Annotated in this window: 46 protein-coding genes; 17 read left to right on the top strand and 29 right to left on the bottom strand. The window is 44.5% G+C overall.

The window, feature by feature from the left end; genetic code table 11:
- From CJ260_RS00725 to CJ260_RS00600, 29 genes are all read right to left on the bottom strand, one after another.
- Entirely contained in the window at positions 1 to 504 is a 504-nt protein-coding gene (locus CJ260_RS00725; protein ID WP_095628774.1) for a 4Fe-4S cluster-binding domain-containing protein, read from the bottom strand.
- Complete coding sequence (locus tag CJ260_RS00720; protein ID WP_095628773.1) at positions 491 to 742, bottom strand: TIGR03905 family TSCPD domain-containing protein; 252 nt, start codon at positions 740 to 742, stop codon at positions 491 to 493. The genes CJ260_RS00725 and CJ260_RS00720 overlap by 14 nt, the downstream gene beginning before the upstream one ends.
- Entirely contained in the window at positions 732 to 1,079 is a 348-nt protein-coding gene (locus tag CJ260_RS00715) for a hypothetical protein (protein ID WP_095628772.1), read from the bottom strand. The genes CJ260_RS00720 and CJ260_RS00715 overlap by 11 nt, the downstream gene beginning before the upstream one ends.
- 9 nt (positions 1,080 to 1,088) lie before the next feature.
- Positions 1,089 to 1,625 carry an MT-A70 family methyltransferase gene (locus CJ260_RS00710; RefSeq protein WP_095628771.1) on the bottom strand — a complete coding sequence of 179 codons (537 nt, stop codon included), beginning with the start codon at positions 1,623 to 1,625 and terminating at the stop codon, positions 1,089 to 1,091.
- The gene (locus CJ260_RS00705; protein WP_095628770.1) at positions 1,625 to 2,098 is read right to left on the bottom strand and encodes a dUTP diphosphatase; all 474 of its coding nucleotides are present in this window, start codon (positions 2,096 to 2,098) and stop codon (positions 1,625 to 1,627) included. Before CJ260_RS00705 ends, CJ260_RS00710 begins: the two co-directional genes overlap by 1 nt.
- Positions 2,099 to 2,617 carry a hypothetical protein gene (locus CJ260_RS00700; RefSeq protein WP_095628769.1) on the bottom strand — a complete coding sequence of 173 codons (519 nt, stop codon included), beginning with the start codon at positions 2,615 to 2,617 and terminating at the stop codon, positions 2,099 to 2,101.
- Positions 2,604 to 3,014 carry a DNA cytosine methyltransferase gene (locus tag CJ260_RS12890; protein ID WP_198947359.1) on the bottom strand — a complete coding sequence of 137 codons (411 nt, stop codon included), beginning with the start codon at positions 3,012 to 3,014 and terminating at the stop codon, positions 2,604 to 2,606. The genes CJ260_RS00700 and CJ260_RS12890 overlap by 14 nt, the downstream gene beginning before the upstream one ends.
- Before the next feature lie 200 nt (positions 3,015 to 3,214).
- The gene (locus CJ260_RS12885; RefSeq protein ID WP_233127848.1) at positions 3,215 to 3,988 is read right to left on the bottom strand and encodes a DNA cytosine methyltransferase; all 774 of its coding nucleotides are present in this window, start codon (positions 3,986 to 3,988) and stop codon (positions 3,215 to 3,217) included.
- Positions 3,933 to 4,283, bottom strand: a complete 351-nt coding sequence (locus tag CJ260_RS00690; protein WP_095628768.1) for a hypothetical protein — start codon at positions 4,281 to 4,283, stop codon at positions 3,933 to 3,935. The genes CJ260_RS12885 and CJ260_RS00690 overlap by 56 nt, the downstream gene beginning before the upstream one ends.
- Positions 4,277 to 4,516 (bottom strand): hypothetical protein, encoded by a 240-nt coding sequence (locus CJ260_RS00685; protein ID WP_143747658.1) that lies wholly within the window; start codon positions 4,514 to 4,516, stop codon positions 4,277 to 4,279. The genes CJ260_RS00690 and CJ260_RS00685 overlap by 7 nt, the downstream gene beginning before the upstream one ends.
- Complete coding sequence (locus CJ260_RS13385) at positions 4,498 to 4,755, bottom strand: HNH endonuclease (RefSeq protein WP_158221342.1); 258 nt, start codon at positions 4,753 to 4,755, stop codon at positions 4,498 to 4,500. The genes CJ260_RS00685 and CJ260_RS13385 overlap by 19 nt, the downstream gene beginning before the upstream one ends.
- A 43-nt stretch (positions 4,756 to 4,798) precedes the next feature.
- Positions 4,799 to 5,401, bottom strand: a complete 603-nt coding sequence (locus CJ260_RS12745) for a hypothetical protein (protein WP_158221341.1) — start codon at positions 5,399 to 5,401, stop codon at positions 4,799 to 4,801.
- On the bottom strand, positions 5,395 to 5,550 hold the full coding sequence (locus CJ260_RS12740; RefSeq protein ID WP_158221340.1) for a hypothetical protein: 156 nt from the start codon (positions 5,548 to 5,550) through the stop codon (positions 5,395 to 5,397). The genes CJ260_RS12745 and CJ260_RS12740 overlap by 7 nt, the downstream gene beginning before the upstream one ends.
- Complete coding sequence (locus CJ260_RS00670) at positions 5,547 to 5,996, bottom strand: hypothetical protein (RefSeq protein ID WP_095628764.1); 450 nt, start codon at positions 5,994 to 5,996, stop codon at positions 5,547 to 5,549. The genes CJ260_RS12740 and CJ260_RS00670 overlap by 4 nt, the downstream gene beginning before the upstream one ends.
- Positions 5,993 to 6,535 (bottom strand): AAA family ATPase, encoded by a 543-nt coding sequence (locus CJ260_RS00665; protein ID WP_095628763.1) that lies wholly within the window; start codon positions 6,533 to 6,535, stop codon positions 5,993 to 5,995. The genes CJ260_RS00670 and CJ260_RS00665 overlap by 4 nt, the downstream gene beginning before the upstream one ends.
- Positions 6,536 to 6,544: 9 nt before the next feature.
- Complete coding sequence (locus tag CJ260_RS12735) at positions 6,545 to 6,709, bottom strand: hypothetical protein (RefSeq protein ID WP_158221339.1); 165 nt, start codon at positions 6,707 to 6,709, stop codon at positions 6,545 to 6,547.
- Positions 6,702 to 7,067, bottom strand: a complete 366-nt coding sequence (locus CJ260_RS00660; protein WP_095628762.1) for a DUF2493 domain-containing protein — start codon at positions 7,065 to 7,067, stop codon at positions 6,702 to 6,704. The genes CJ260_RS12735 and CJ260_RS00660 overlap by 8 nt, the downstream gene beginning before the upstream one ends.
- Positions 7,068 to 7,083: 16 nt before the next feature.
- Positions 7,084 to 7,341, bottom strand: coding sequence for a hypothetical protein (locus tag CJ260_RS00655; protein WP_095628761.1), 258 nt, complete (start codon positions 7,339 to 7,341; stop codon positions 7,084 to 7,086).
- A gap of 2 nt (positions 7,342 to 7,343) precedes the next feature.
- On the bottom strand, positions 7,344 to 8,180 hold the full coding sequence (locus tag CJ260_RS00650; RefSeq protein WP_095628760.1) for a hypothetical protein: 837 nt from the start codon (positions 8,178 to 8,180) through the stop codon (positions 7,344 to 7,346).
- Complete coding sequence (locus CJ260_RS00645) at positions 8,173 to 9,327, bottom strand: DnaB-like helicase C-terminal domain-containing protein (RefSeq protein WP_095628759.1); 1,155 nt, start codon at positions 9,325 to 9,327, stop codon at positions 8,173 to 8,175. The genes CJ260_RS00650 and CJ260_RS00645 overlap by 8 nt, the downstream gene beginning before the upstream one ends.
- A 3-nt stretch (positions 9,328 to 9,330) precedes the next feature.
- Positions 9,331 to 9,519: a hypothetical protein gene (locus CJ260_RS12730; protein WP_233127847.1), complete on the bottom strand. Its 189-nt coding sequence runs from the start codon at positions 9,517 to 9,519 to the stop codon at positions 9,331 to 9,333.
- Positions 9,519 to 9,884 carry a hypothetical protein gene (locus tag CJ260_RS00640; protein WP_095628758.1) on the bottom strand — a complete coding sequence of 122 codons (366 nt, stop codon included), beginning with the start codon at positions 9,882 to 9,884 and terminating at the stop codon, positions 9,519 to 9,521. The genes CJ260_RS12730 and CJ260_RS00640 overlap by 1 nt, the downstream gene beginning before the upstream one ends.
- Positions 9,881 to 10,189: a hypothetical protein gene (locus CJ260_RS00635; RefSeq protein WP_095628757.1), complete on the bottom strand. Its 309-nt coding sequence runs from the start codon at positions 10,187 to 10,189 to the stop codon at positions 9,881 to 9,883. Before CJ260_RS00635 ends, CJ260_RS00640 begins: the two co-directional genes overlap by 4 nt.
- Positions 10,173 to 10,361: a hypothetical protein gene (locus tag CJ260_RS00630; RefSeq protein WP_095628756.1), complete on the bottom strand. Its 189-nt coding sequence runs from the start codon at positions 10,359 to 10,361 to the stop codon at positions 10,173 to 10,175. The genes CJ260_RS00635 and CJ260_RS00630 overlap by 17 nt, the downstream gene beginning before the upstream one ends.
- Positions 10,362 to 10,370: 9 nt before the next feature.
- The gene (locus CJ260_RS00625; protein WP_095628755.1) at positions 10,371 to 11,510 is read right to left on the bottom strand and encodes an RNA ligase family protein; all 1,140 of its coding nucleotides are present in this window, start codon (positions 11,508 to 11,510) and stop codon (positions 10,371 to 10,373) included.
- A gap of 180 nt (positions 11,511 to 11,690) precedes the next feature.
- A complete protein-coding gene (locus tag CJ260_RS00615; RefSeq protein WP_095628753.1) occupies positions 11,691 to 12,611 on the bottom strand; it encodes a CHC2 zinc finger domain-containing protein in 921 nt (306 codons plus the stop codon).
- Between the two features lie 108 nt (positions 12,612 to 12,719).
- Complete coding sequence (locus CJ260_RS00610) at positions 12,720 to 13,229, bottom strand: hypothetical protein (protein ID WP_095628752.1); 510 nt, start codon at positions 13,227 to 13,229, stop codon at positions 12,720 to 12,722.
- Positions 13,226 to 13,540, bottom strand: a complete 315-nt coding sequence (locus tag CJ260_RS00605; protein ID WP_095628751.1) for a hypothetical protein — start codon at positions 13,538 to 13,540, stop codon at positions 13,226 to 13,228. The genes CJ260_RS00610 and CJ260_RS00605 overlap by 4 nt, the downstream gene beginning before the upstream one ends.
- Before the next feature lie 152 nt (positions 13,541 to 13,692).
- Positions 13,693 to 14,235, bottom strand: coding sequence for a hypothetical protein (locus CJ260_RS00600; RefSeq protein ID WP_095628750.1), 543 nt, complete (start codon positions 14,233 to 14,235; stop codon positions 13,693 to 13,695).
- Positions 14,236 to 14,892: 657 nt separating this feature from the next.
- Here CJ260_RS00600 and CJ260_RS00595 point away from each other — a divergent pair.
- The 17 genes from CJ260_RS00595 to CJ260_RS00510 all read left to right on the top strand — a co-directional run bounded on the left by CJ260_RS00595 (position 14,893) and on the right by CJ260_RS00510 (position 26,358).
- Entirely contained in the window at positions 14,893 to 15,675 is a 783-nt protein-coding gene (locus tag CJ260_RS00595; RefSeq protein WP_095628749.1) for a phage antirepressor, read from the top strand.
- The gene (locus CJ260_RS00590) at positions 15,659 to 16,846 is read left to right on the top strand and encodes a PHP domain-containing protein (protein ID WP_095628748.1); all 1,188 of its coding nucleotides are present in this window, start codon (positions 15,659 to 15,661) and stop codon (positions 16,844 to 16,846) included. Before CJ260_RS00595 ends, CJ260_RS00590 begins: the two co-directional genes overlap by 17 nt.
- 177 nt (positions 16,847 to 17,023) lie before the next feature.
- On the top strand, positions 17,024 to 17,506 hold the full coding sequence (locus CJ260_RS00585; protein ID WP_095628747.1) for an NUMOD4 motif-containing HNH endonuclease: 483 nt from the start codon (positions 17,024 to 17,026) through the stop codon (positions 17,504 to 17,506).
- A 126-nt stretch (positions 17,507 to 17,632) separates the two neighbouring features.
- Positions 17,633 to 19,441: a hypothetical protein gene (locus CJ260_RS00580; protein WP_158221336.1), complete on the top strand. Its 1,809-nt coding sequence runs from the start codon at positions 17,633 to 17,635 to the stop codon at positions 19,439 to 19,441.
- 175 nt (positions 19,442 to 19,616) lie between these two features.
- Positions 19,617 to 19,886, top strand: a complete 270-nt coding sequence (locus CJ260_RS00570; protein ID WP_095628744.1) for a hypothetical protein — start codon at positions 19,617 to 19,619, stop codon at positions 19,884 to 19,886.
- A 5-nt stretch (positions 19,887 to 19,891) separates the two neighbouring features.
- On the top strand, positions 19,892 to 20,248 hold the full coding sequence (locus CJ260_RS00565; protein ID WP_095628743.1) for a hypothetical protein: 357 nt from the start codon (positions 19,892 to 19,894) through the stop codon (positions 20,246 to 20,248).
- Between the two features lie 4 nt (positions 20,249 to 20,252).
- Positions 20,253 to 20,444, top strand: coding sequence for a hypothetical protein (locus tag CJ260_RS00560; protein ID WP_095628742.1), 192 nt, complete (start codon positions 20,253 to 20,255; stop codon positions 20,442 to 20,444).
- 2 nt (positions 20,445 to 20,446) lie between these two features.
- Positions 20,447 to 20,611, top strand: coding sequence for a hypothetical protein (locus CJ260_RS12725; RefSeq protein WP_158221335.1), 165 nt, complete (start codon positions 20,447 to 20,449; stop codon positions 20,609 to 20,611).
- Positions 20,595 to 20,984 carry a hypothetical protein gene (locus CJ260_RS00555; RefSeq protein ID WP_095628741.1) on the top strand — a complete coding sequence of 130 codons (390 nt, stop codon included), beginning with the start codon at positions 20,595 to 20,597 and terminating at the stop codon, positions 20,982 to 20,984. The genes CJ260_RS12725 and CJ260_RS00555 overlap by 17 nt, the downstream gene beginning before the upstream one ends.
- Positions 20,985 to 21,848, top strand: coding sequence for a hypothetical protein (locus CJ260_RS00550; RefSeq protein WP_095628740.1), 864 nt, complete (start codon positions 20,985 to 20,987; stop codon positions 21,846 to 21,848).
- A complete protein-coding gene (locus CJ260_RS00545) occupies positions 21,845 to 22,477 on the top strand; it encodes a hypothetical protein (RefSeq protein ID WP_095628739.1) in 633 nt (210 codons plus the stop codon). The genes CJ260_RS00550 and CJ260_RS00545 overlap by 4 nt, the downstream gene beginning before the upstream one ends.
- Positions 22,474 to 23,181 (top strand): hypothetical protein, encoded by a 708-nt coding sequence (locus CJ260_RS00540; protein WP_095628738.1) that lies wholly within the window; start codon positions 22,474 to 22,476, stop codon positions 23,179 to 23,181. Before CJ260_RS00545 ends, CJ260_RS00540 begins: the two co-directional genes overlap by 4 nt.
- A 208-nt stretch (positions 23,182 to 23,389) precedes the next feature.
- The gene (locus CJ260_RS00535) at positions 23,390 to 23,785 is read left to right on the top strand and encodes a hypothetical protein (RefSeq protein ID WP_095628737.1); all 396 of its coding nucleotides are present in this window, start codon (positions 23,390 to 23,392) and stop codon (positions 23,783 to 23,785) included.
- 2 nt (positions 23,786 to 23,787) lie between these two features.
- Positions 23,788 to 23,964, top strand: coding sequence for a hypothetical protein (locus CJ260_RS12720; RefSeq protein WP_158221334.1), 177 nt, complete (start codon positions 23,788 to 23,790; stop codon positions 23,962 to 23,964).
- Positions 23,965 to 24,155: 191 nt separating this feature from the next.
- Positions 24,156 to 24,425 carry a hypothetical protein gene (locus tag CJ260_RS00525; protein ID WP_095628735.1) on the top strand — a complete coding sequence of 90 codons (270 nt, stop codon included), beginning with the start codon at positions 24,156 to 24,158 and terminating at the stop codon, positions 24,423 to 24,425.
- A 254-nt stretch (positions 24,426 to 24,679) separates the two neighbouring features.
- Positions 24,680 to 24,988 carry a 3D domain-containing protein gene (locus CJ260_RS00515; protein WP_095628733.1) on the top strand — a complete coding sequence of 103 codons (309 nt, stop codon included), beginning with the start codon at positions 24,680 to 24,682 and terminating at the stop codon, positions 24,986 to 24,988.
- 236 nt (positions 24,989 to 25,224) lie between these two features.
- Positions 25,225 to 26,358 (top strand): site-specific integrase, encoded by a 1,134-nt coding sequence (locus CJ260_RS00510; RefSeq protein ID WP_158221333.1) that lies wholly within the window; start codon positions 25,225 to 25,227, stop codon positions 26,356 to 26,358.
- Positions 26,359 to 26,395 lie beyond the last annotated feature (37 nt).

Below are 26,395 nucleotides of genomic sequence, written 5' to 3'. Positions count from 1 at the left end.
TTATTCTCCCTTCTGGAAATAATCGGCAGTCTTGTCCACGAATTTTCCGTCAATCTTTTCGTAAAACCGCTGATTTGTTGTGGAATTGTCAAGGCCTCCTAATTTCTCAATATAAGGCCCTACCTTGACCCATTTACAATACCGGGAAGCCTTTTCTATCCATCCGTCCCACTCGCCGCCATCATACAGACCAATGTCATACCCTTTTTCATACAACGGGCGCAAAATACAGGTTATAAACTTTAATGGCGGCACATTGGAACTACGAAGACCACCCATAAACAAAATCGCATTGGCTCCTGTCTCATAATATCTGTCGATGTAATACATGATATCATCTAACGAATCTGTGCAGTCACCCTTCATCGAGTCCCACAGATGCTTGCTATGACACCCTTTGCAATGAAGGGTACAGTTGCCAATCTCAAAGTATACCGCCAAATGTTTCGGGATTTCGGTCAGCGTAACCCCTTCGGAAACGACAGGTAGCTTAAACTTCCCCATATCGCTCTATCAATGCCTCCGCTAACTGGTCGGGGCAGGATGTCTTTCTGCTACCACAACGAACACCACTGAGCTTATGGATAACATCTTCGACCTTCATCCCTTCAACCAATCGTGCAATCCCAAAATGGTTTCCTGCGCAGCCGCCATCAAATTCGACATTATAGACACGGCCATCTATGATGTCGCATCGGATTTCCGTAGCGCAGACATTATAAGGGAAATATTTAATCTTCATGTTCGGCATCTGCTTTTACCCCAACCCATTCGGTAATCTCAACCATTTTCTTGACCTGCTTAACCTCATATACCGGACCATCGTAGTAATTTTCTTGGCATTCCGTAAGACCAGATTCCCACCCTACGGCAAAGTATCTATCTTTAATTTTAAGAATTGTCGTCATGTACCGTTCCCAACGTCCGCTGTCACCTTCTTCTTGTGTAATCATTTCCCCAAAGCCAATGTCGCCCCATGCTAACTGGCGAATCTTGTCTTCATTAAATTCATATCCATCATCATAAGCTTCCAGAAAATCTTCGGCTGCCCAACTTGCAAAATCTTTATCTTTGTACATGATACCCTCCTAATTGTACTTCCCTACTTCGTTACCCCAAGACTGCCAACCATCACGAGTGTTCCTTGCGAACAGCTCGATTTTGGTCACATCTGGGAACATATCTTCAAGCATTTTATATGCGGCAATGGGTTTCTTGCTATGGACCGTACTTGGCTCATAAAAGACCGTTGTGTACTTGCCTTGGACTTCCTTCCGAGGTTTTAGCAAATGCCCCGGCTTGTAAAACCATAGCAAATATTCATGACTTGGCCTTATGGTAAACGCCGCCGGGAACCCATTGCCCTTGTCCCAAATCATACGAGCGTGCAACTTGTAGCCACGATTTTTCATTTGCTGTTCAGCATCCCACAAGAACTTATCGACCGCCCAGATGAAAACGTTGTGCTTATCGTTCGCCTGTTGCAGAAATGGGTCAATCGCCGCAAAGCAATCATCAACGCTCATGGTTTTATATGGTAGCTCAGGGATGAGATTTTTCTTTGAGTTCCTAGGATTTGCCATCGTGATAGGCCACGGTGGGTCAGCATAAATAATGCCGTACACTACTTACCGGTGCTCCCAAAGCCACCGTCGCCACGGTCTGTTTCCGATAACTTATCAACCAAGACCAGATTCGCAGGGGTTTCCTTTTTGATAATCCCCTGCATGAACCGTTCACCCTTGCGGATAAAGTCAGTTTCTACGCTATGGTTGTCAAATAAACCTTTGATTTCGCCACGGTAAGAATTGTCAATAACTCCCACGCAGTTGCTCAACCGCAGCTGCTTCTTGGCTCCGTAAGACGACCGCATGAACAGTTCCATGTAATACCCTTTAGGCATTTCAATGGCAACGCCCGTAGGAACCGGGACGCCTGCACATCTTGGGGAAATGCGGATATCCTCAGCGGCAAAGAAATCAAAAGCCGCGTCGCCATCCTTCTTTACGGGCATCTGTGCGCCATCCCGCAAGAGCTTTACCTTGACTTCAATCGGTTCAGTTTCATTGGTTGTTTCTGTCTTTCTTGCCACTGCCATTTAGTGAATCCCCTTCCCAATCATTCTTGCTTGATTAACGAGCCATGTGCTGTCGTTAAGCCTACATTCAAGCTCAACAATGGCATTCTTAATTTCGCTATCCAATTTCGTATGCTTTTCACTGCTACGAGTTGCAATAACTCCAAGCAGCTTCAGCGTGTCTTTATCGTACTCTTTATACTTCAAAAATCGTTTCAATTTATTTGCGTACTCGACACTGCTTTTGTTCATCCCTAACACTTTCCTTTCTTTTAGTCTTTCTGTCTTCTTAGCCGCTTGTTCCTTTTTCTGTTTCTCTACTGCTCCATTAAGAGTGGTTTGGAAATTCTTCCACGAATCAATAAGTTCTGTGGGTGTTAGACTTGGGTCAGGCTTCCACGTCCACGGCAACGAATTAACTTCTGCAATACTCGTGTCAATCGAATTGACTTGTGAAATCGTATCGTCCATTTCGTTGACATGGAAGGGATTCTGCTCATTTCCCCAACAAGGAACATTGCTCCTTTTAATTTCCTTCATATTTCCTTTCTACTTCTGCGATTCTGGCAATAATAAAGTCTGCACAAGGTTGTGCCATGCCGTTCCCAATAGCTTTATATCGAGCCGAATCGCTGCAACTTTTATCGTCAATCAGTGTCCAATTATCTGGTAGCCCCTGTAGCCGCTCACATTCCAAGGGAGTTAGCTTGCGCACCACTGGGCAAACTTCCTCATTCCCTGTGACAAGGTTTTCTGAGCCTCCCCCAAGGACACCGCCGCTGGCTTTGAGTGAACTTGCCACGCCAGTATCGCTAAAACTGCTAAACGAATCAGCCTGGACGATAACTGGTTGATGACCATGTTCGCTTGCCCTGAGAGTGGCTGTAACCCCATGGCTAACCCCTATAGATTCTCCGCCTTGGTCATTTAGAACCAAAGGCACTCTATTCCCGTGTGTTCCCATAGCACTCAATAATGTAGGAGACACGCGCCGAAATTCCCTGATAACGTCACAAGGATGCCCCATGTCATAAACAACAGCATGCCTATCCTGTGTCGTTAAAGTGTAGCTTTTATCCTTTTGAACACCTAGTTGATTGCCGCCGTTGCAGTCATTGCGACCGATTATGTTACCGGCTATACACCAAGGGTCGCAGCTTGCGATTCCAAAGCTTTTGTCAGGATGTCCGGCAACGTTTTCCCTTTCGTCTTGGCTCGGCGCAGGATTCCCTGACAGGCTTTCGGGCTTAAAAAGTATTTCCTCAACGCAGCCCCCCCCCCGTCACGATAATCTGCGACAAGGAAGATTCTACGGCGACGTTGGGCGACTCCCCAATACTGGGCGTCCAATGTTCGCCATCCGACTGTACACTCAGGGCTTCTAACCAGTCCAGCTGTTGCCCATTTCCCGCTACGAGGCATTGGAATTTCGGTTTCTGTGATTTCTTCCAGCACAGCTCTAAAGTCAGCCCCTTTGTTAGTGGAGAAGGCTCCGGGAACATTTTCCCAAACAATGTATCTGGGATACACCCCGTTGGTTGCCTTACGCATTTCTCTTGCAATTCTAATCCCCTCTCTAAATAAACACGATTCGTTACCGTTCAATCCCTTCCTGTTGCCTGAAACGGACAAATTTTGGCATGGGCTTCCCATAGTCAAAATATCAACCGGCTCAATTTGGCTCCCGTCAATCTTTGTAATGTCGCCCAACTGCTCCGTCTCTGGAAACCTAATCTTAGTCAACGTCAAGGGAAATTTTTCTATTTCACTTGACCAGAGTGGCGTAACGTTTGCCCTTACGGCAGCAATTTGCCACCCACCCAAGCCGTCAAACAGGCTCCCAAGGGTCAATGCTTTACTGTGCATTGGTACTATCACCTTTCCATCGTTCATATAATCCGAACCAATCATCAAGGCGCATTGTCACAAGCCATTCTTTACCGTTCTTCTTGTGGAAGACCGTAGGGACATTCCCGTTCCCATTGGCTTCGCTGTCACGAACCGCTTGGTCAATCGCATCATAAAGATTCAAGTGTTCGTTATGCTTGACCTCGATGTGGATTCCCGGAACACCTTCTACGTCAGCGCAACCGCCAGTCTTGCCCATAACTTGAGCCGTTCGGTGAGCATCAGGGAACCCATGTCCCTGAAAATAATGGGCAATGGCAAGTTCTGCTCTTTTGCCCTTGGCTTTGCTATTTACCACGGCAGGCCACCAAAGAAACAGCACTTGATGATTAAACAAACCACGCCGACAACAATCGCAATCGGCAAAACCTGAACAACAAGACCAATCAGCAACAAAACTAAACCAACAACGCAAAGGAATAAACCCGATGCAGCACATGCTACCAAATCAGCGATTTTGGCGGCTCCCTTTTTGGTTTTGTCTCGCTTTCTTGGCCGTAAATTTACCGTCACTAAATCGAACACCTCCATAATTTATTCTTTATATACCGACGTAAATATTCCGTGGCTTCTGTCTTATTGTGAATTCCTCGGCGATTCATATCAGCTGTCGCATAGTCGTTATGGATTGCCTTGTGACAATTCCTACAAAGTAGCACCAAATTGTCCGACACGTCTTTACCGCCTTGCGAGCGAAACGTCACATGATGGACTTCTTCGCCGCGTTTTCCGCAAATGACACACCACTTGTCACGGTTCCAAACAACCATGCGGACTTCATTCCATCCCGGAAGGGAACCGTTTGGCTTACGTCTAATACAGCTCGCCTTCTTTGCGCATAATCGCCTCGGCTTTGTGGCGCAGCTCTTGCAAGCTGTCTCGGCTGTTGTCGATACGATACGTGCAGAGGTCGCAAAATTCGTTAATTTCTGTCTCGGACCGATGAGACAAGTCTTTCCATGAAACCGTACCGTCCCTTGCCTTGAGTCTGCGTAGGCGAGTCTTGCGGGACGCGTAAAGGAAGACTGAAATTTCATCCTTGAAGGCGTCGAATTCATTCCGATAACGGCAATCTGTAATGATATGCGGTGGGTTTCCGTCTGCCGCTATTTTGCCGATAACCAGATTAACCCAGAAATTTGGTTCAATGTTACGGAAGCCCTGGCCGACCACCTGCAGGATATGCCTCTGTTTGCCACCTTCGTGGTGCGCCGCTGCATACTCCAAAATAGGATATACGGCGGAATCCAAAATGCCGGTCTTGGCAAGCACGTAATCATGGGCAGCCTTAGCCCCGTCAATCTGACAAATCTTGGTTATTTTCTTTACTTCATCACCAAATGCGTATCTCTTGAGCTGCGGAAACATGGACGCAAATGTGTCTTTGCCGCTGCCGGCTTTCCCAATGATTAACATAAGACAATCCTCGTAAATTTTTCCCCGTGTTTCAATTCTGTTACGGTCTCGACCCCAACGATGTCAAACCGCTCATCAATAGATTCAGCCCACAATTTTGTGTCTGTGTCAGCCTTTTGTAGCAACTCAATCAACTCTTTGATTTTCATACACAACCCTCCTGTTTGGCGGCTCTATATTCTCCACTTAAAAGCTTTCCCATAACTCCCCAAGCGATTGTGGTATTCTTACCATTGAGATAAAAAATTTTATCGTTTTTCATAATGTATCTTGAGGGTTCCCCTCCGGCAGCAACAAGCTCTCCATCTCCATTTACGACATTAAAAATTTCGTCAACCTTGATACCAATGATTTTCCGCAGATAGTCCATACCTTCATTTATGGCTGATGTGCGATAGATTCCCGCTAAAAGATTGTCATAAATAAAATCTATTCGTGTGCCACTTACTGTTCCCGTTGGGTCGGAAATGTTGAGCCTATAATATCTATCAATCATGAAATGGACGCCGGGAAACTCATCGATGAGAAACCACTTCTCATACTCCAAGCCGTTGTCCTGTAGAAACTCGTCAACATAATTCGTTCGATAACTCATTCGGCCACCCCCTTTTCCACCCTTTCGATTTCGTCGCTTATCAAAGCAACGATACCAAGAAGGTCACCGTCGCTCGGTACAACGATGTATTTTTCGTTTCTATCGTCAAGGAGTTTTTTGACTTTCTTTGCATATTTCTCTCGGTTGTCATGCTCTGATTTTCGGCCACTTGATGTGTAAGGGACGTTATGCCAATCAAGGAAGACATTGACGTTATTGTATCGTTTCCATTCATGGTCAATCAGGTCATGGAACGCCTGGCATTCCTTGTCGCCTGCAAATGAATGCGAGAGTAGCAAAGGTGCATCCGTGACGACATAATCAACCTTCCCTTCGTATTGTCGCAACCGCTTGAGCTGATGAGCAAAAACATAAATCTGGTCTTTGAAGGGATATGGGTTGCCATCATACACGCTGTCTTTGACGTACTCCAAGGCCACCTCGGCGTTTAAACCAAAGCTTTTGAGCCGATAAAACACCCCTGCGGCTAATGTGCTTTTGCCGCTACATGATGGCCCGAAAAAATTAATCACAATCATTGAATCACCTCAATATAAAATCCCTACGCTACATTTAAGTGCACCTAACGACTTTTTAATAGATTTAAACTCGGCAATACCCTCGCTAATCTTCCGCGCCTTGTCGTATTCCGAAGGCATATTTTGCACGTCAATGACAAACGTAAGGTCGCTGTCCGATTTTATCTCAATCATTTCCATAACTCCTTATCACAAAACACTGGACTTTTGCGTTTTTAGCGCACTGAATCATACTTTGACTACCCCTTGACTTGCCATCCCAAAAGACGAAAATTACATCTGCCACTTGAGCCATCTTACGGTTACGGATTGGGCCAGCAGCTTTACCCCACAAGTCCCAATCTGGGGGAAATTGCTGGATAGAAAGCTTATGTTCTTTGGCGTATCTCTCGCCTAATTGGTCTGCGCCTTTTGCGCCACCAGAAATAATCGTAATAGGCTGTTTAGGTAAGTTTTTAATATAGCGATTTAAAGTTTTTTGCAATAGCTGGTAATCGTTAAAGCTACGACTCCCTGCAACCACAATATTCATTTCCCTTTCACCCTCTTTACTCAATCTTCCATTCATCAAGAATTTTATTAATTTCGGGGGTTGAATCATAACCACACTCGTGCCTGTGGCGGTATACCACATTGGTGATTTTATTCCACATGTCATTTACTCGCTGCGGGAAATAGCTTACTAATTCATCTAAAGTGTCTGCTCCACATGTATAATCACAGGAAAGGCATTGATAATTTATCAATCCTTCTCTGTACAGATATGCCATCTTGTGCCAAAATTCCCTATCAAGTTCAACCTTCATGATTATCCTTTCTTGTAATATGGGCAGTGCGCATTTACGGAACAATATCCGCTGCACCGACGGCCATTCCATGTGTCGTCACACATCGGTGGCATCGTTTGGGTGTCCAATGCAGTCTTTAGCTTATCGTAAGCTTCGTCGAATTTCGCATAGACAGCATCATCGTCGTACTTGGGAATTTCAATAAGGTATGTCCTGCGGTCAAGACCAAGTTGCTTGATTTGAGCATCTGACTCCTTGGCCGTAACCTGCAAAATCATTTTGTCAATAGTTATTCCGTTTTCCTTTAACAGCAGCCGATACATATTCTGTTGATAGTCATAGTTGTGGTAGTCGGGTTTGCCGCCGTGTTCGTACTTAAACCGCCATTCTTTCGTGCCTTTTTTGGGGCCACGCTTGAACTCGTGCCAGTAACCAACGGAGTGATACCCAAGCATCATAGCAAGGGAAAATGCGCTCACGAATTTGTAGTCATAAAGAATACGATTTTTTAGGTCAATCAAATCTGGCTGACCCGTGATTGTGCCTTTATTGTTAATCATTCGGAATTCCCCAACATAACCTTGCGGAATACAATTCTCAAGCAAGGCATGACCAGCTGTTCCTAAACCTGCCACCAAAGAATCAATAGGGCTGATACTCTCTGGTACCGTCAACTTCAAATAGGCCTGCAATGTTGGCTGTAAAAGCTGCGTAACCGAGAATGTCTTGCCGTCCCATTTGCGCGTCCGTGACGCAAAAATCAACGTTGGCAATGTCAGGCACCGATGGTCACACCCTGCGAGGCAATCCTTAACAGGAACCTTATCGCCATTCGGACACTTGAAAAACTCAATCATCCGAAAAATCTCCTAACGGCACTTCATTGAAGCCGTAATCATCCTTGTTGTACTTATATTTGAACAGCACAGGCCCTTCCAACTCCCTTCTGCTTTTGCTGATTTTAATATAGGTAATATCTTTGTTTTCTTCCTTGGCTATCGAGTCCATACTGTTTTCGAGTAAGGCTGGTCGCCAGAGAAGAAGCGTTACATCGCACACGGCAATAAATGCGTTGCTGCCCTTGATGTTATTGTTCGTCGGCGTCTTTTTCTTTGACATAGACGATAGCGACGCATCATTGAACTGAGTAAGCATCAACAAGGGAGCCTTGAAGTGCTTCGTGAAGGCTTTCATCATGTTGGCCTGTTCTTCAAACTTGGTAAATTCGCTTACGCCGTCGAGCAGCATAAAATGGTCAACAATGACGAAATCTACATGAAACCCATTCGTGTTCAACGCTTGTGTCAGCTTCCAAATAGCATCGATGGAGCCGCACCCTTCGTCCACAATCCGTAGCCGGTTCGACAGGGCATCCGTGACCTTGCCGTACAGTTCTGCCCCTTGGTCAGTATTGATGTAGTCCATCAGTTTGCGCTTGGGCATGTGAAGGATGTTTTGGACAATACTTTGAAGGTATGCCCCTCTGGTCATTTCTCGCGAGATAATTAAAACGTTACGCTTTTCTCTTACGAGCTGATAAGCCGCAATCTTGGCCGCCAAGAAGGATTTACCATGATTAGAATATGCAGCCAAGCCAATAACATCCGTAGGTTGAATGCCTCCAATGGACTCGTCGATGGATTTAAGCCCAAGGTTGATGACGCCGCCAGACAGGAAATTCTTGAAGTCGGCAAAGCAGTCATCTACACCGTGAGCCAACGCAAGCAACTCGTCTGCTGAATCAGCGTCGACCTGCAGGTACTGTTTAATTTCCTTTACCGGCTTATTCCATCGGTCGGCCAACAGCTCCGCAATGTCGCTCTTGACCAGGCCGTCCTTGACCGTGCGGCAAAACGCCGAGGCTTTGCGATACTCAGATTCTTTGTCGCTCAAGTTGTCCAACTCAATCTCAAGAGCCGCAATATCAAGCGGAACCGTCTTTAACGACGCTATCTCTATGCCATTTTTAAGCAAATCATTGTAATCTTTAAGTACCGCAATCACCCCCTAACTCAATAATTCTTTGTCAAAGTCACCATCGTAGTCCCGTTCTGCACCGGTTAGTTCAATACTATCGGCAACATGATGACGGTCGTAAATGTCGTCAATCCATTCAGCTACCTTATCCATCGCTTCGTCTTCATCCTCGGCGTAGACAGGAACGGCAATGTTACCATACACCATGTATCGCTTCATTAATCTAAAAAGCGGTTGATGTACTCGGTCGCCATCACATAATCGAATTTATCAAGGTCGAAATCAAAGTTGCCCTGAACATTCGTTGTAATGTCTACCGACAAGACTCCTGTAGGGCCAAGCGAAAGGCTAAACCCTTTAACATCCTCATGGTGCTGCAAAAACGAATACGTTTCCTTAATGAAGCGCAGCACACCATTATCTAAGTCAAGGCCGAGTAATTCATCCTCGGCAGCAAAAACAGAGTGGTCTGTATCGACAGCAATGAGGTATTTAGCTTTTCCGTTAAGAACATAAAGGCCAATAATCGTAGCCCTCTCACCGTTATAAAAGACATCATCACCGACATCAAATTTACGCATCATGACAACAACCCTCCCAATAATTCGTTGTATTCTTTAATTTTTTTGTTCTTAGGTAGAAACCTTAAAGAACCCTTAGATATGTTTGAAAGGCAGGAATCTTCAAATTTCTCTGCTGACAGCCCTAAATCTTGATACAAGAAATAGGCATCAGCAATCAAAGCCGCCAATTCAAAGTCACCAAATTTTCTTCCTAATTTATGTTCGAGAGTGTCTATGATGTTCGATACGGCGAAATATGCGTTTTGATTGTCAAACTCATACCCGTTGACCTCACCACGGAACTCTCGTTTAATCTCGCATTCCAAATCTGTCACGCTCCAAGAAATTATTTACGCCAAAACCAACAGCAACCGCAAAGGCAAACGGTTCAATCCCCTCAAACCCGAATAAAATCGCCGCTCCCTTGATGGCAAAGAAAATGCAAATTATGTCAAGGATGCTCATTGCAATATAAAGCACCCAAGCTTTGACCCCCATATAAATCACCTACAATTTGTACTTCAAAAGAAATTCAGGGTTGATTGCCTTGAAGGAAACCCGATTGCCAACCATCCCAGGAAACCCGTTATGGTCGATAATAGGCGGCTCTGGACGGACAACCACACCTTCCCTCGGCGTATTGCCGTAATACGATTCGCCTTTGGACATGTCTACGATACTTGCGATGTCACTCGGAAGCTTATATTGCATATCCAAAATAGGTACCGTCTTGAGTCCGCAGCGGGTTGTAAGGTCACACAAGTTGGCCAAACTCAGATACCGAACAGGGTTGCAGTACAAAATATTGAAAAAGAAAATGCCTTTCTGCTTGAACTTGTACTTGTTGCCCTGAATGTTCGGCCCGCAGAGTTCCCCCTGCAAGCATAACCACTTGAGCTTGTCCAGGTTGCTTACAAAGCAAGCCCGAAGCTTATCCTCAATGTCCTCGTTAATGACCGCCTTCCAGAAATAATTGCTCGTGTCAAGCACCTCAAGGTTACGGCTTGCGACATGCAATTTGAGCTTATCGTCAAACCAAATAGTGATAGAGCTGCCGTCCATTTTTTCGGTTACAGCGCAATCAGTGCCAGCATAATAAGCAACAACTTCTGGCATCGCTTGGCAGCGAGTCTCGTCAGTGCGATTAATGAAGTCAGGGAAGCTCTTGGCTGTCTGCGTGAAAAGGTATCTGCTGAACCAATTCGTCCACGGCTTATTGTACAAGAGGCGGTTCGCCCACTTGCCACTATACTTGCGGACAAGGCGACTCGGACGTTTATCTGCCGGGCGGTTCCACAAATCCGGCTCCCACTTCTTGATTTTCAGCACCTTTGTCACGTCGTCGCCAACCTCATGGTCTTCCGGCAGTATCGACATAGGCATTATCAAACCTTGACTAATCTGTCCCCGAAGCTTCTTGGTTCGGATTCTTTCGATTTTTCCCTTACTATCCTTTAGAAAGTCAAACGCAGGGTTGTCTTCGGGGAGTAGCGAGTCAATTTCGATGTAGACGCATTTGTCACCTACCTTGAAATCTCCCTTTTTCACAACAGCTTCCCAGCCGAGCACATGCGCCGTCTCAATGCGGTCTGCGTTCGGAATCGGCGTCAAGTCCTGAATGACTTGAACGCTTGCTAACTTTCGCATTCAAATGGTTCTCCTTTCATACTGTTCAAAACGGCCACGATGTTTTCGCGTTGAATGGTACGGCTTTGTGGTCGTATGCCTGTCGTCGCACAATCAAAAATGTCATGACCGTTTCGGTCTTTACGCTTATTTTTCACGACATACGCATGACACTTACGGTCAATGATAATGTCGAACACCTCAATATTTCTCATCATCTTCTCCATCCGGGAATACTACGCATCGGACATTCAAGTTCGGTGCGTATTTTACAATGTCGTTGCGGATTCTCGGCAGCATCCGTCGGCCTTCCTTGTCAACCTTTGGATTATCTACGGACAGGTAGATTACCATGTCGGGGTAACGCTTCTGCAACTCTGAAAGTATCAATAGTTGTTGCTTTGTCGGTTTACTTCCAAGGTAGCCCACGCATGGCAACCCCTGTTGATGAGCCGACATAACATCCATATAACCCTCAACAAGATGAAGGCAACCGCAATCTTTGATGCGCCCAATGGCCCGATGGTAATTGAAAAGGATGTTACCCTTCTTGAAAATGTCGTCATCGGGACTGTTGCGGTACTTAGGTTTCCCATCGTTGAGGCGACGTTTGGAAAAACCGACGATGCGAGCATATTTGTCTTGAATTGGGATAATAAGCCCAGGTGTTTCCATTAGGAAATTTCCACCGTCGTAACCCAAATGAAACTCTTTGATGGTTTCCTCTGTCAGCTTTCGTGACTTCATCAAGTAGTCGCTCAAATGTCCGATGTAGCGGCTGAATCGCGCGGCCATCTGGGTGTTTCGCCCAACGATGTCCTTTTGCGCTTTGAACGTCGCATCATCCATTGACACTTCGTATTCTTCGCAAAGTCGCTCAACGGCCTGATAAAAGGGATAGCCAGTAACCGCGCTATAAAAATTGATAGCGTTGCCGGTAGAGTGACAAGCAAAGCAATAGTACGTACCATCAGGGTATATTGCAAGGCTTGTTGGGTTGTTGCCATGATGTATCGGACACTTACCTCTTGCGATGCCGTTACTGGATTCTGTCAGTTCCGTGTAGAAACATACAAGGTCACGTAAATCAATCTTGTAAAGCAGGCTACCGATTACGTCCATAATTCGACATCTTTCAATTTGAGCCAACGCAGGCGACGTTTCATATCCCGTGCATAATAGCCATTAAAGGCCGACACGACAAACTTGCCGTCTTCCCGGTCGTCACATTCAACGAGTATCTCGGAACCTCGCTGTGCGACTACGGTTGCGAGTCCTTTTAACTTTCTGCTTTTGATTCTTGAGCCTACTTTCAAGTTTCCCTTCCTCCCCATGTTTTTTTACTTTTCTCATATTAAATTCTTCGTCTTTGTTGTAATTTTTTTTCATCTTTCTTGCAAATGAATGAACAATTCCGCGCATGGGAATCCAAACGTGCAACGCTTCAACACGCTGCGTTGGGCCCCAGAGCCACTTTAAGTACCCTTTCGCAAGCCAAAGACTGAATGCCTTGGCGGCGAGGGATTCGATGAAGTAGCATGTTCCAAGGTCCGAAATGGAAACAAGGGCGGACCGCTCGTCCATCAATTTACGATATAACGGCGTGTCCATGTCATGTTTCCACTTCTTTTTCCATTCACGGAGCTGTTCTTCGGTACGAATTCCCGTGGAAACGCCGGCGTAAATGCTTCTATTTTCATTAAGCCATGCAACGGCTTTCTTCTCTGGCGTAAATTTCATTCCATGTCCCGGCATAATTCCTCCACGCTTAAAGGTTCATAATCGCTGACTGCATGACTTTGGATTTTTTCTTGGTTCCAAAGCTTGCAGCCATTCCACAGTTCTTTCAATGGTGGCCGTTCGTCCGTCCCAGACAAGTAAAGGAACATTTCGGTTAAGTCCTCTTGCTTGGCTTTAAGGAATGTCGACCGCAACTGAAAGTAACCAGTAACAGGTTTACCGCGCTGAAAACATTGCCCTTTGAAGTACAGCAATGTTAGCCGGTGAGCCTGCTTTTTTATATCTAATTTACTAAATTCACCTGGAGTCATATGAACGGCCCTTAGAGACACCTTGGAAGGAAAGATTTAAAGAAAGGAGCGTGTAAGTTTGTGTAATGACGTTTTTAGGCTGGCATGTCAGTTGCACACAAGGTGTCCTTCCAAGGCATTTCAAAGGGCCGTTGATTCAGCCCCCTTCCCGATTAAAACGGTGCTTCTTCGATGTCTTCGTCGTCAATAGGGAATTCCTCGGTGTTGCCAGTAGCTGCTTTGGTTAACTGGATTTCCTGCAAATACAAGCTAACGCCATAATTTGCCCCCAAGTTGTACGGGCGTGGATATACCATCAACCGCCCTTCGCTGCCGTTGAAGATTTTTGTGTCGTCGGCTAAGCGGACATTTGCACCGTCCTTAATGGTAACGAAACGTTCTGTCTGCTCACCTGTAGTCTTATCGACCTTGAACCGCGTAAGCTTGGCTTTGAGAAGATAATGGATTTCTCCTGTCTTTTTATCTTTCTTCTTTTTGACACCAAGGTTCGGGTTCATCACCTCGACCACTTCGGCCACATCTTTGTATTCGTCCGAAGCTTCCCAAATCTTGTTCAACTCATCTTTGACAAGATTGTAGTTTTCTTCGGTAAGCTCCAACGTTGCCGTGTAGCGACCCGTCTTATTCCCCTTGGGATATTCTTCTTCGCGTCCATTGATGTGGACGTACATAAGTTTGCCTTTCGGCGTAATCATACTGTTTCACCCTTTCATTTCTATTGTTTTTGTATGCTAAGTTAACTCGTTAACTTGAGCACGCATATATCATACCTCCAGAAAAGTTTTTCGTCAATACCCGTCATAATTATTCTAAATCGAATAATTTACTTATTATTCTAAAGAGAATAATGCTTTACCCTATTGACGATAGCCATTTTTAGAGGTACAATCTTCCTGTCAACAGTTCAAGTTAAATAGTTAACCTAAAGTGGTTAGTGGAATAACACTCTAAAAAACAGCGGTGTCGCTATCACCGAAAGAAAAAACTGGCTGAGGGTTACGGGTGACGCCGGACAGGCCTATGTGCTGCTCATAAAGCTTCCCTCTAAGGCGATGACGGCATAATGGTCAGGCGGGAATCTGGCGTCTTCGGACGTGGGAACATGTGGAGGAACCGGGACAGATTGGGGACGATGAAGCGTGTATGAGAGCAGCTATAACGAGGCGACGGTATACGGATGCCCAATACTCACCCAAGGACGACTCTACGGAGCCTCCTTTGGGATGAGTATATCTCGGACTCCGGTGCCGGATGCCACACTGGCTTAAGGTTGTCAAGTATATGCCTTTAAAAACCAGCCATAAATAAAGGTATCTATTAGTTACATTTATTGAATAAAGGAGTGACTGCCAATGAACAACGAAGTGCAAGTATTCAACAACGAAGAATTCGGTCAAGTAAGAACTATCGTGGAGCAAGGGAATGTCTTGTTCTGCGCTAGTGATGTAGCCAAAGCTTTGGGTTATGCCATCCCCTCGAAAGCAGTAAATACACATTGCAAAGGGGTTTCCAAAATGGAAGTACCTACTAGTGGTGGTAGGCAGAACATGTTATTTATACCAGAAGGTGACGTATACCGATTAATCATTCGTAGTAAACTTCCTGCTGCCGAAAGGTTCGAGCGTTGGGTTTTCGACGAAGTCCTCCCCACCATTCATAAGCATGGCGCATATATGACCGACGAAGCCATCTATAAAGCCATTACCGAACCAGACTTTTTGATTAGCCTTGCGACAGAATTAAAGAAAGAAAAAGAAGCTCGCCGTAAGGCAGAGCTTAAAATCGAGCAAGACAAGCCGAAGGTGTTGTTCGCCAATGCTGTCGGCATCACAAAAAGCGACTGCACCATTGGAAATCTCTCCAAAATTCTCAAGCAGAACGGAATTGAAATTGGTCAAAAGCGGTTATTCCAGTGGCTGAGAGATAACGATTACCTCATGAAGACTGGGATGGACAAGAATCGACCCACCCAGATTGCTATGGAGAAGGGACTGTTCCGAGTCAACGAACGCCATCGCGTCGGCTCGAATGGCACTCTCACCTTCTTCACAACCTATGTCACCGGCGAAGGACAGCTTTATTTTGTCAATCTGTTTTTAAGGAAGAAGGAACTACAGCATGAACTTTGTAGCTAATTTGCATAGCCATGGCGATAATAGCCTCCATGACGGATATGCGAACATAAATGAATTGCCAAAGAGAGCCAAAGAGCTTGGTTATGAAGCCTTAGCTCTCACCGACCACGGCACCGTCAGTGGCCTGTTCCAGTTCTACGAAGCCTGCAAAAAGGAAGGAATCAAGCCGCTGTTGGGATGCGAAATGTATTTCGTACATGACATCAACCTCAAGGAATCCACAATGTATCACATGCTGTTTCTTGCAAAAGACCTTGATGGCTACAAGAATCTCATGCGGCTCAATAAGTTTGCCCATGAAAACTTCTACAAGAAGCCCAGAATCAATATGACAGCCATTGACGAGTTTCACGAAGGACTGATTTGCACTACCGCTTGCCTTGCCGGTATCCTCCGACAGGACGACCCATTGGAAGACATGCACGAGCTGTCCTGTATCTTTGGACGTGACTTGTACGTTGAGGTACAGCCACACGACATGGATGACCAAAAGGCATACAACCGAAAAGCCTATGAATTTGCCAAGGCTCATGGTCACAAAGTTATCGTCACGCTGGACAGCCACTATGTCCGCAAAGAAGACGCTCCGTATCACCGCTTATGGCTTAACCTTGGAGACGAAAGCGACTACTACCCTACCCAGACGTACTATCTCATGAGTACCGAAGAAGTGGACGATTACATGATGGAATTTCATGGGTTCAGCAGGGAAGACGTAGACAGCTTTTATGCCAACGTCAAGGAAATTGTGAATAAATGCAACGTGGAAATCCCTGTGGGTGGTCAACACTACCCCAACTTCTGCGCCGACCCCGAAGCCTACATCCGTAAACGCTGCAATGAAGGCTACATGGAAAAGAAAGTCGGCAAATGGACCAATAAAAAAGAGCATATCGACCGTATCAACTACGAAATCGATATGCTTGGGAAAGTGGACTATTTGAATTACATGTGCATCATCGACGACATGATACGCATGTGCAAAGAAAAAGGAATCCGCACTGGTATGGGGCGTGGGAGTGTCTGCGGCAGCGATGTGGCTTACTTTATGGGCATCACCAAAGTTGACCCCCTGCGATACAACCTTTTATTTGAACGGTTCTGCAACCCAGAGCGAGTCACCCCAGCAGATAAATTTTATGTCGAGTTTATTGGAAACAATAGATGTTAATTCACGTGAACTGTATTGCTTACAGGTGTCCCTAACGGGGCTAACGGTAGAAGTTATATAAGGCATTATTGCTCGAATACACTTCGTAAGAGAACCTACGGTCTATGCAATAGATAGCAGGCAATACCGTGCTAAGACTTCATAAAAAGGAGATTTATTATAACTAACTTACCTAATATGTTACCGATAAAAGGGTACGAAGATTCATACATGGTTTCTGATGATGGGCGCGTATATTCCTTAAAAAACAACATTTTCATTAGTGCGTCTCCAACTTCCACTTCAAAATATTTGTATGTGAATTTATGGAAAGATGGGAAAGGAAAACGTTTTTCTATACATAGATTGGTAGCAACAGCGTTTGTCCCAAATCCAGAAAACAAACCAGAGGTAGACCATATAGACAAAAATATAAGAAACAACCATGCGAATAACCTTCGCTGGGTCACTCGCAAAGAAAATCTCAAGCGGTCATACGAAACCATGTCGCCAGTAAGAAACTTCATTCGCTGCTCGTTGTGGGAAAACGGAGAAAAGATTAAAGATTTCCAGAGCATCCTTGAATGTTGTCGTTTTGCGGCGAAAGAATACGGATTGTCAATTTCGTCCTTGAGTAAATATCGGAAAGTTAGAAATTATGAAGTAAAGTGTAACGACTAGCTCAAAGGAGCGTAGGGCGGAAGATAAGCTACCGCCCGAAGTGCGTGACGCCTAAGTGCTTATGCATATGGCGAAGATATAGTCTACTCTTTATGGAAACATAAAGTATAAAGGATTGATTCAGACGTGCAAGCCTCACGACGCGATGAAGTTATTGATTATATCAAAGGAAAATACGGCGAAGTTTTCCAAGTCCGTACCTTTGGTTATATCAAACCAAAATCTGCATGTCGTAGAGCCTGCGAATCCCTTGGGTATGAACCGGCAAGAACCAATGAGTTGTGCAAAAACATTGTCGATGTAGACGACCTGCAGGATAAAAAAGCTCGTGAAATTGCAAAGCATTTCATGGACCATATCATCAACTACTCCACTCATGCGTCGGCAGTCATTGTTTGCCCAGACGAAATCACGAACTACACATCCATTGAACGGCAAAAGAGTACCAAAACTGGCGAATATGATTATGTAGTATGTTACGAGTTCCACGACTGTGAAGCGATGGGGCTACTCAAACTGGACATCTTGGGTTTACAGCACTTGGACATTATCGACCGAGTGATTAAGCAAACTGGTATCGACTACGACTCTATCCCTGATATAGACCAGAAAACGGCCCGCATGATTCAGCAAGGCAAAACCGAAGGGGTGTTTCAGAGTGAATCCCAAGGGTTCACTCACCTGCTCCAACAGTTGAAAGCTGACCGAGCCGAAGATTTTATCGCCTGCAACGCCTTGTATCGGCCTGGTTCGCTCGACTCTGGGACAACAGATGAGTATATTATGCGGAAAGCCGGGAAACACAAAGTGACCTACCCTTCCCCAGAACTTGAAAGCGTCCTCAAGGACACCTATGGGCTTATCGTATATCAGGAACAAGTTATGGCTGGGGCGCAGGTCTTATGCGGCTATTCTCTCGGCAAGGCTGATAATTTACGCCGCATCATTGGCCGAAAGATTGTCGAAGAAATGGAGCCTGCGGTCGAAGAAATGGTGGCTGCCGCAAAGAAGCTTGGGACACCCAAAGAAGCGGTAGATGAATTTGTAAAGGTCGTTGAAGCGTCAGCTAGGTACTCGTTCAATAGGGGGCACGCAGCGGCATACGGCATTACCGCTTGGCGTTCGGCCTACCTCAAGGCTCACTACCCCATCGAATTCATGGCAAGTTTCCTAAACCAGAAATGCAAGGACAAAGACTTCCCTGCTTATGTCAAAGCGACAAAAGATATGGGTATCACCATCTTGCCACCTGAATTAGGAGCTGATATGTGCCAAAAGCGTGGTACCGGGATTCAGCTTGGGACAAACTGCATTAAAGGTGTTGGTTCGCTTGAACCACCTATCAACAAAAATAGCTTGACCGAAATCATCAACCAGTACCCTTCCAACAAGCTTGAAGCACTCATTAAAGGTGGTGCGCTGGATTATCTCAAGGTGCCAAGAAGCAAAATGATTGGCTCTATCAAGCCAGTTAAGAACTACTACGCAACGCAGAAGTCGGCCTTAGATGCCATTCAGCGATGGAAGGCCAATACAAAATTCAAGTCGGAATATATCGAAAAGAAAATCAAGCACTACGAAGAAATCATCAAAAACAACGTTATCGAGTGGCACGATGATTCTTCATTCGACGACATAGATGGTGAGTTGAAAGTTTTCGGATTCTCATTCCAAGACCCATTAAAGCATTATGATTTATCTTTGGTTAATAACAAGACCACCTTCGCAGGTTACGTCAGTAAGTTCAAAAAACTACATGACCGCAATGGCAACCCGATGGCCTTTATTGATTTGGACAACGGCTTGAGCTTTGCGATGTTCCACAAGCAATACCAAGAATTAAAAGAAGGAAAGCCCTATTTAATCGGGGCATATCAAGGGAGCCGAGGCATGATAATCAACTCGGTGCGCCCACTAAGGAGATTGGATAATTGAATGAAAATTGTATTACCGTAGCGGATATGTGGGAATATTTAAGTGGCAGATACGCTATCCATAAGGTCGCCATCGCCGGAGAATATACCGAAGGTGTGCGAAATGGGTACGCAGCTTGTATGGCCGACATAATCCGATTTGTAAAAGAAAAACAAGCTGAAAGGAGCGCAGGAAATTGAACAACACCTATGATGAAATGTCAGAACTATTAAACTTCCTTGAAAGTGAGCGTAAAGGTTTGCGAGACGCAGCATATTCCGAAGTAGATTACGCAATGGCAGATGGATACTATCGTTGCATTTGCGATATGTGCAAATTCATGTTAGCTAAGCAAGTCAAGAAAAAGGAAAATAATGAAATACCAACCAATGTCAAATTAAAGCAGATTGCAAATGCAATTAATAAGATAAATGAAATAATTGAAATATTAGAAAAGGGTGAATAGTTTCGATGAGAATTTTTAGCAACAAAGTGACAGAGGAAGGCTTGCGGAAAATCATAAATCATGTAGTAGATTTAGAAAAGCAAGTTGAGTCTTTGAAAAAAGAGGTAGAAGCAATTAATTGCGAAGAAGACGAAAAATATTTTGGGTTTCCATCTCTTTCCCCATGGGAAGTTGATACTGACGTGGTACGCGCAGGCCAAATTGTGTACATAAAAAACGAATTTGGTAGATATGAGAAATGCATATATTTGCGAAACGCATCTTACACTGAATGGCCTGTCATCCATTATAGACATGCCGTTATAAGACCTAATGACGATAACATTACATTTGTATCCGATATCTATGCTAAAAAGGGGTAAATAAATGATTAACCAAGAAGAAGAACGGATTCTTAAATCTATGCACATCGTATTCAACAATAACCGTCTGGCAATCGAAGCCATTGCATTCAGCGGTAAATTAGACAAGCAGAGCTTCGTGGAATCGGTCAAGCGTGACGCCGGGAAACTCAAGTGGCTTGCAGATAAGCTTATTGGAAATATCAAGGAGGCCTAGCCATGAAAGCAGAACGTGGAATTGTTGACTATGAGCCAGTCTACGGGGTCGTAATCAAGATGACAGACAGAGAAGCTAAATTCTTTGCAGAATTTTTAGGGACGAACGAATTTCCAACGTACGCTCAACGTATACGCGAGGCGCTAGAAAATGGAACCGATAATTAACCCGTGGATTTTCTACGTGATAAACGTAATTTGCAACCTGCACTTTATTACTGGCCTCTTAGGCACTCTTTCCTTTGGCGCAATTATTGTCCTTGTTATATACTGGGTTTTCACTTCTGACGACAAATGGAACGAAAGCGCCAAGGAAAACAAAAGATTGGCCGCTAAATGGGCTAAACGCTTAGGGGTATTTTTCATCGTAGATACAGCCATTGGTATATTCATCCCCTCAAAGGAAACGATGATAACCATGTTAGTTTCCAATTACGTAACACCAGATAACATTCAAATAGTTCAAGGAAATATTGTAGATTTCACGAAGCAGCTCGTAAGCGCAGTTGCCGAAGGAATCAATCAGACAGGAGGAAAATAAATGGAATTTGCGGATGCAAGAGTTGGTATGACAGTAAAACTTAAAGGCAAGGGTGGGAATACTTGCTACGGCATTATAACAGATGTTTTCTTGAATAGCGGTGGCGGGTTTACTATCTCGCTGCCAGACGGTGAGAAAACATCGTTATACCAAACCGGCACTAATGACATACCTATAATGGATATAAAAGTGGTTGAATATAAAGGATTTTGCGTTGGAGACAGCGTAAAGGTCGTCGGGGACAGCGCCTATTCTGGGAAAACAGGGACTATTTTAGAACTTGTTGGGAGTGTAGTATATGGAGACTTGGCGAAAATTAAGTTCCATGACTCCCCTAACACTCCCTATATAACCCTCATTAACCTAGCCATACAAAAAGGCAAAATTTCGGCAAAATCCATAAATGACAGTAAATTCCGCTCTTACGCGGAAGACGTTATAAAGGAAGCTCTTAATAGGGCTGGGGTTCCGTGGCGTATTTTCTCTTGGGAGCTTACTACGGACGGAAAACTTACGATTACTGCACGTTTTGACGACAAGGCAAGAGTAGGGGTCGCTAAGTGCCATCCAGACGATAGATTTGACGTTTGCATTGGCGCACAGGTGGCTGTCCAAAGAATTAAAGAGCAGTTTATCTCTGAAAAATGGAAACCCAAAATCGGTGACATTTATTGGGTTTCATTACTTGACGGCGATGGCGGAGGTTTTGATTATTCCTGTTATACTGGGGGCCGTATTGACCAGATACAACTGTTACTCGGTAATTGCTTCAAGACACATGCAGAAGCTGTCAAAAACGCAGAAAACGTCCGTAAACGCTATAAAGCCGTAGAAGAATTTTTGGGAGGATATGATAACGAATGAAATACGTTGACACAAGCATAAAAACCGCAAATCTTAACACCACATACCCAATCATTACCAGTGTTGAAATATCTGGGATGGACAATTCAATCGCCGCCTCTGGCTACCCTATGGCAACCGATGCGACTAACCTTCTCCCTAATCGAGTCGCAGACAACGGCATGAAGCGAGCCAACAAACTCGCTTCTGCTCCATCTGGCAGCGGTCATGATTGTTTCCTTAAAGGTATTGTGGTTCAGATGGACGTGACCTTTAGTGAAAAAGCTTGGCCGGAAGCACAGCGGTATCACTGGTTTGACTTCGTGTCGTCCATGAGTACCATGCATATGCTCCCCAAAATGCACATCAAGTATATCGAATATACCGACCCAGAAATTATCAAGCGGTTTGAAGAATTGGTAGCGGCTTATAATGAGGAACCGACAAGGGAAAACTGGTTGCGAATGATTTACTCCTACCCTTCTGGCCTTCTCTTGACGGCTCGCATTACAACAAACTACATGCAACTCAAAACAATTTATCACCAGAGACGGCACCATCGGTTGCCTGAATGGCAAGAGTTTTGCGACTGGGTTGAAGGGTTGCCACATTCGAAATTTATTACGGGGAAAACGGAGGAATACAAATGAAATACGAAGATTGCAAGATTGGCATGAAGGTCAAAGTAACAAAAGAGTACGATTGCAACAAAAATATCGTCGGGGAAATCGGAGTAGTTCAAATGGTTTATCCTAAGATTGGACTTGCCACAATCCAATTTATCCGCAACGTAAAAGGTTGTTGGGCAGACTCATGCAGGAGAAGCTGTTGGAACATTGACGTTGATTGTATAGAACCTGCCGACGAGGTTAAACTCACGAATAAGCAGCTCGAACGCTACGCAAAGTCCCCACATGTCAGAGATAAAATGGCGGAATTGGGACAAAAATACAATATTCCAGATGGAAATCTTGCTTTGAGTTTAGACCTCAAAGGGTACGTAAGAGTAAGTTGGCGGAACAATAAAGGAACATTCTTTTGTGGATACGGCAAGTGCCATCCCGATGACAAATTCGATATTAATGTTGGCCTTGAGTTGGCGATTCAGCGGTTAGCTGAAAGTCTTGGATGCAAACCAAAATACAAACCCAAAACCAATGGCGTGTTTTATTATCTTGCTACTGATGAAGGATATATAACTGGGACTTGGTATACACCGGGGAATTTAGCTGACGAAATAGCCATTGCTATCGGGAATTGCTTTGAAACCAGAGAAGAAGTTTGTAAACATGAAGACGAAATCATAGAACGTTATGAAAAACTTATCGCCTACGCAAAAACCCTGAACAAATAATGCGTATATTTTATGACTGCCATAATGGCAAAGAAGTGATTGAGCAAATGGAAGCCGCTGGGCGTGACATGTCTAGGTATTTTATACTTGAATCACATGGCTGCCATAATGGTAAATTAGGATGCAGAATCAATAGCCTTGGGTGGTACGTAAGGTTTGACTACCCTTGCTGCCTTGATTCAGATGGACCTAGATGGTAGGAGGTATCATGAACTACATTGAACAATTTATGGAAGACAACGAATTGTATATTGGCGTCTGTTTTAAAATAGACAAACTCAGTGGCGAGTATGTTTTTGATGAGGATTTGGTTTTATGGAAAAAATGTCGACAGGATGTCTCGGAGATTGCTTCTGTGGCTCTCGTAGGTTTACTTACCGGCAGATGCCAACCTGTTACCAAGATGGAGCAAGTGGCGAAAATCCTAGGGGTTAAATTGGACGAGGAATTTAACATGAACAAGGATGGAACGGAAATCCCAAATGGCCCGTTTAAACTAACGAAACGTGGGTTGCAAGGAAAAGATGGAGTCCTCTTTCCCACCTATTTTATGAAATTGTTAACCGGTCGATACAAAGTCGTCCCCATCGAACAGGAGGATTAGCCATGTTAGACAAAGACATAGAAGCAGCAAGCAGGCCTACTCCCCACTACGAAAAGGAAAGTATATGGGAATCAATCAAATGTGTTTTATTTGGAAGGGGCGGAATAAGCAATGACATTAAATCATATTCTGTACAGAGATTTTGGGATGAGGGTTGGAGAGAGATATACAATCTATGAAACATACGGTGGACTAGTAGCCGATAATGTCGAAATGCGCATAACCAAACACGCGAATGACATCAAGATTATCCTTTGCTATGCGGACACAGGAGCTACGCTGAATAACTACAATCAAATATTAGCTATGCTAGATAGCCAATACTACTATGCCGAGAAAATATTAGGGTAATGCAAGGAGGTTGGTTGATATGAAATGGAGACAACGACCACATGAGGTCGAAGCAATGCTATATACCGGCGACAACATAAACGAAATAATAGATTTCCTAAAAGGTTCGGCCGATGTTTATTATAGCGATTACGAAGAAAATTACTACGCTGTGGACAAAAGTGACCGTGACGATTACGAAACTCCTATTTTTGATATATTCCCGAACGATTTCGTTATAAAAGACGGCGGCAAGGTTGACGTAAAGTACAAAAAAGACTTTTTATCGCAATACGAAAAGGTGCAATAATGGAGAAACTATCTACTTTTTGGAAGGCCCATCGGGACAAAATTAGACTCGTGGCAACGATTGCTGCATGTGTCCTCTTCTGGTACTTGTTCTTTTTCGTGGACGCTGTAGCGACATTGGCAACTATAGCGTTCCTATGTGGGTTCAAATATCTGTTCCTTGAAGAGCCAATCCACACTATAGAGATAACCTTCAAAGATAAAAACGCAGACTAGCGTTTAGGTATAGCTTTTATATCTGGAAAGGGGGTAAGAATGACTAGACTACTTCTAGTAATATTACTTACCCTTCTCCCCTTCTCTTGCTTTGCAGAATGGCGCACAATGAATGTTTCGGCCTATTGTGACCAAGGGTACACTGCAAGCGGCGAATGGGTTCGAGAAGGGATTGTTGCTTCGGATGACTTGCCGTTCGGCACGGTTGTGGTCATCAATGGAGTCCGATATGTCGTTGCAGACAGATTTGGTGGTGGTTATTCCGACCGTATAGACATCTTTATGCCTAGCTACGACGACTGCATCAATTTCGGACGCCAAACCATAGACGTGTACATCGAACGGTAAAATAACAAAAAGGCCGCTGCTGAGGCGGCCTGAAAGGAGTTGAAATAGATTGGAAAATATTGAAAGGGTTTTGAATGCCGGATAGGTTCCTGACTATGAGGGAATTCGCTGAACATATTGGAAAGTCCTTATCGACCGTGTATAATTGGAAGTATAAGGGCTACCTCCCTATCGTTCGATTCAACAAAGATATGGTAGACGTTGAATCTTTCTTTGAAATCAGGGAGGGAGAATCAATGACTAAACGTTCGGGAATTTCTGTAATCAAGCGGAAATACAAAGCAAAAGACGGGACCGTAAAGACTTATAAATACAAGAAAATTACCGTAAGCAAAACCTGCCCCATCTTTTATGATTACGCAAAACGTCTCATCGAAAGCAAGGTCGATGTCAAGGCGGTCACAAAAGAAAAATTATTGACCTACCTCGACAACCATCTGAAAAAATTCTTCGATAAAATCCCGGCAGATGAAATCACAAGGGACTACCTGCGCTACGTTATCGCAAATTGCGAGGGGCGACCAGAAGAAGCCAAACAAATCATCACAAACACGTTTGCTGAGTTGGTCTGGGATGATTACATCCAAAAAGATGTCAGCCAGGGCTTGAAGTGGCCCAAGTATGATAAAAATGGCGAACGGATTGTCAAGCGCAAAGAAAAGCAGTTACCCACGTATGATGAGCTGATGCAGTTTTACCACTACATGCAAACATGCAAGAAACCGATGACCTATGTAGTGCTATTTATGTTTTGCGCCGGGACAAGCCGCAGTGAAACCCTTGGGTTGCACAAAAGCGATTTTAACTTTGACGAGTGTTATGCGGTGGTCAATAAGGCCTATACAATCGTCAAAAAGGGCACCAGCGGCCTCACAACGACGAAGAACAAGTATCGGGACCGTAAGGTATACTTCCCGCGCTCTATCGTCCCTATACTGCAAAAAGGAATGAAATCGCGTAAAGGTATCTGGTTTGCAGGTGACGATACCGGGAAGAAACCTATTGACCCAAATAATTTCAGTACAAGGTACTTTTCCGACATCGGGAAGAAATTGAAGATTAGCGTAAATATATCAACTCATATGGCAAGGCATATCTACATAACCGAAGCCATCAATGCCGGTGTTCCACCCACCGAAGTCATGCGGCAAGTCGGCCATAGAGACTTGACCATGATTATGCGAGTCTATACTCACTATATGGCCCAGAGCAAGCCTTCACAAAAAATGAGTGACTTTATGGACAACATGGCGGCAACCGTATTCGGGCAGCAAATAGACGCTCCTACTCCGAGGCCCCCGGCTCCGAAAGGTCACAAAGTCATTTCTGTTGATTTTACTGCCAAGTTAGCCAAAAAAGAGGTTTATTAAAAAGGAAGGCGGCTTCCATTTTTGTCACAAAAATGGA

It is taken from the genome of Megasphaera sp. ASD88 (genome assembly GCF_002287425.1).
GTDB lineage: Bacteria > Bacillota > Negativicutes > Veillonellales > Megasphaeraceae > Megasphaera > Megasphaera stantonii.
Note: the sequence above shows the minus strand (reverse complement) of the source record. Positions and strands in the feature narration are given on the sequence as shown.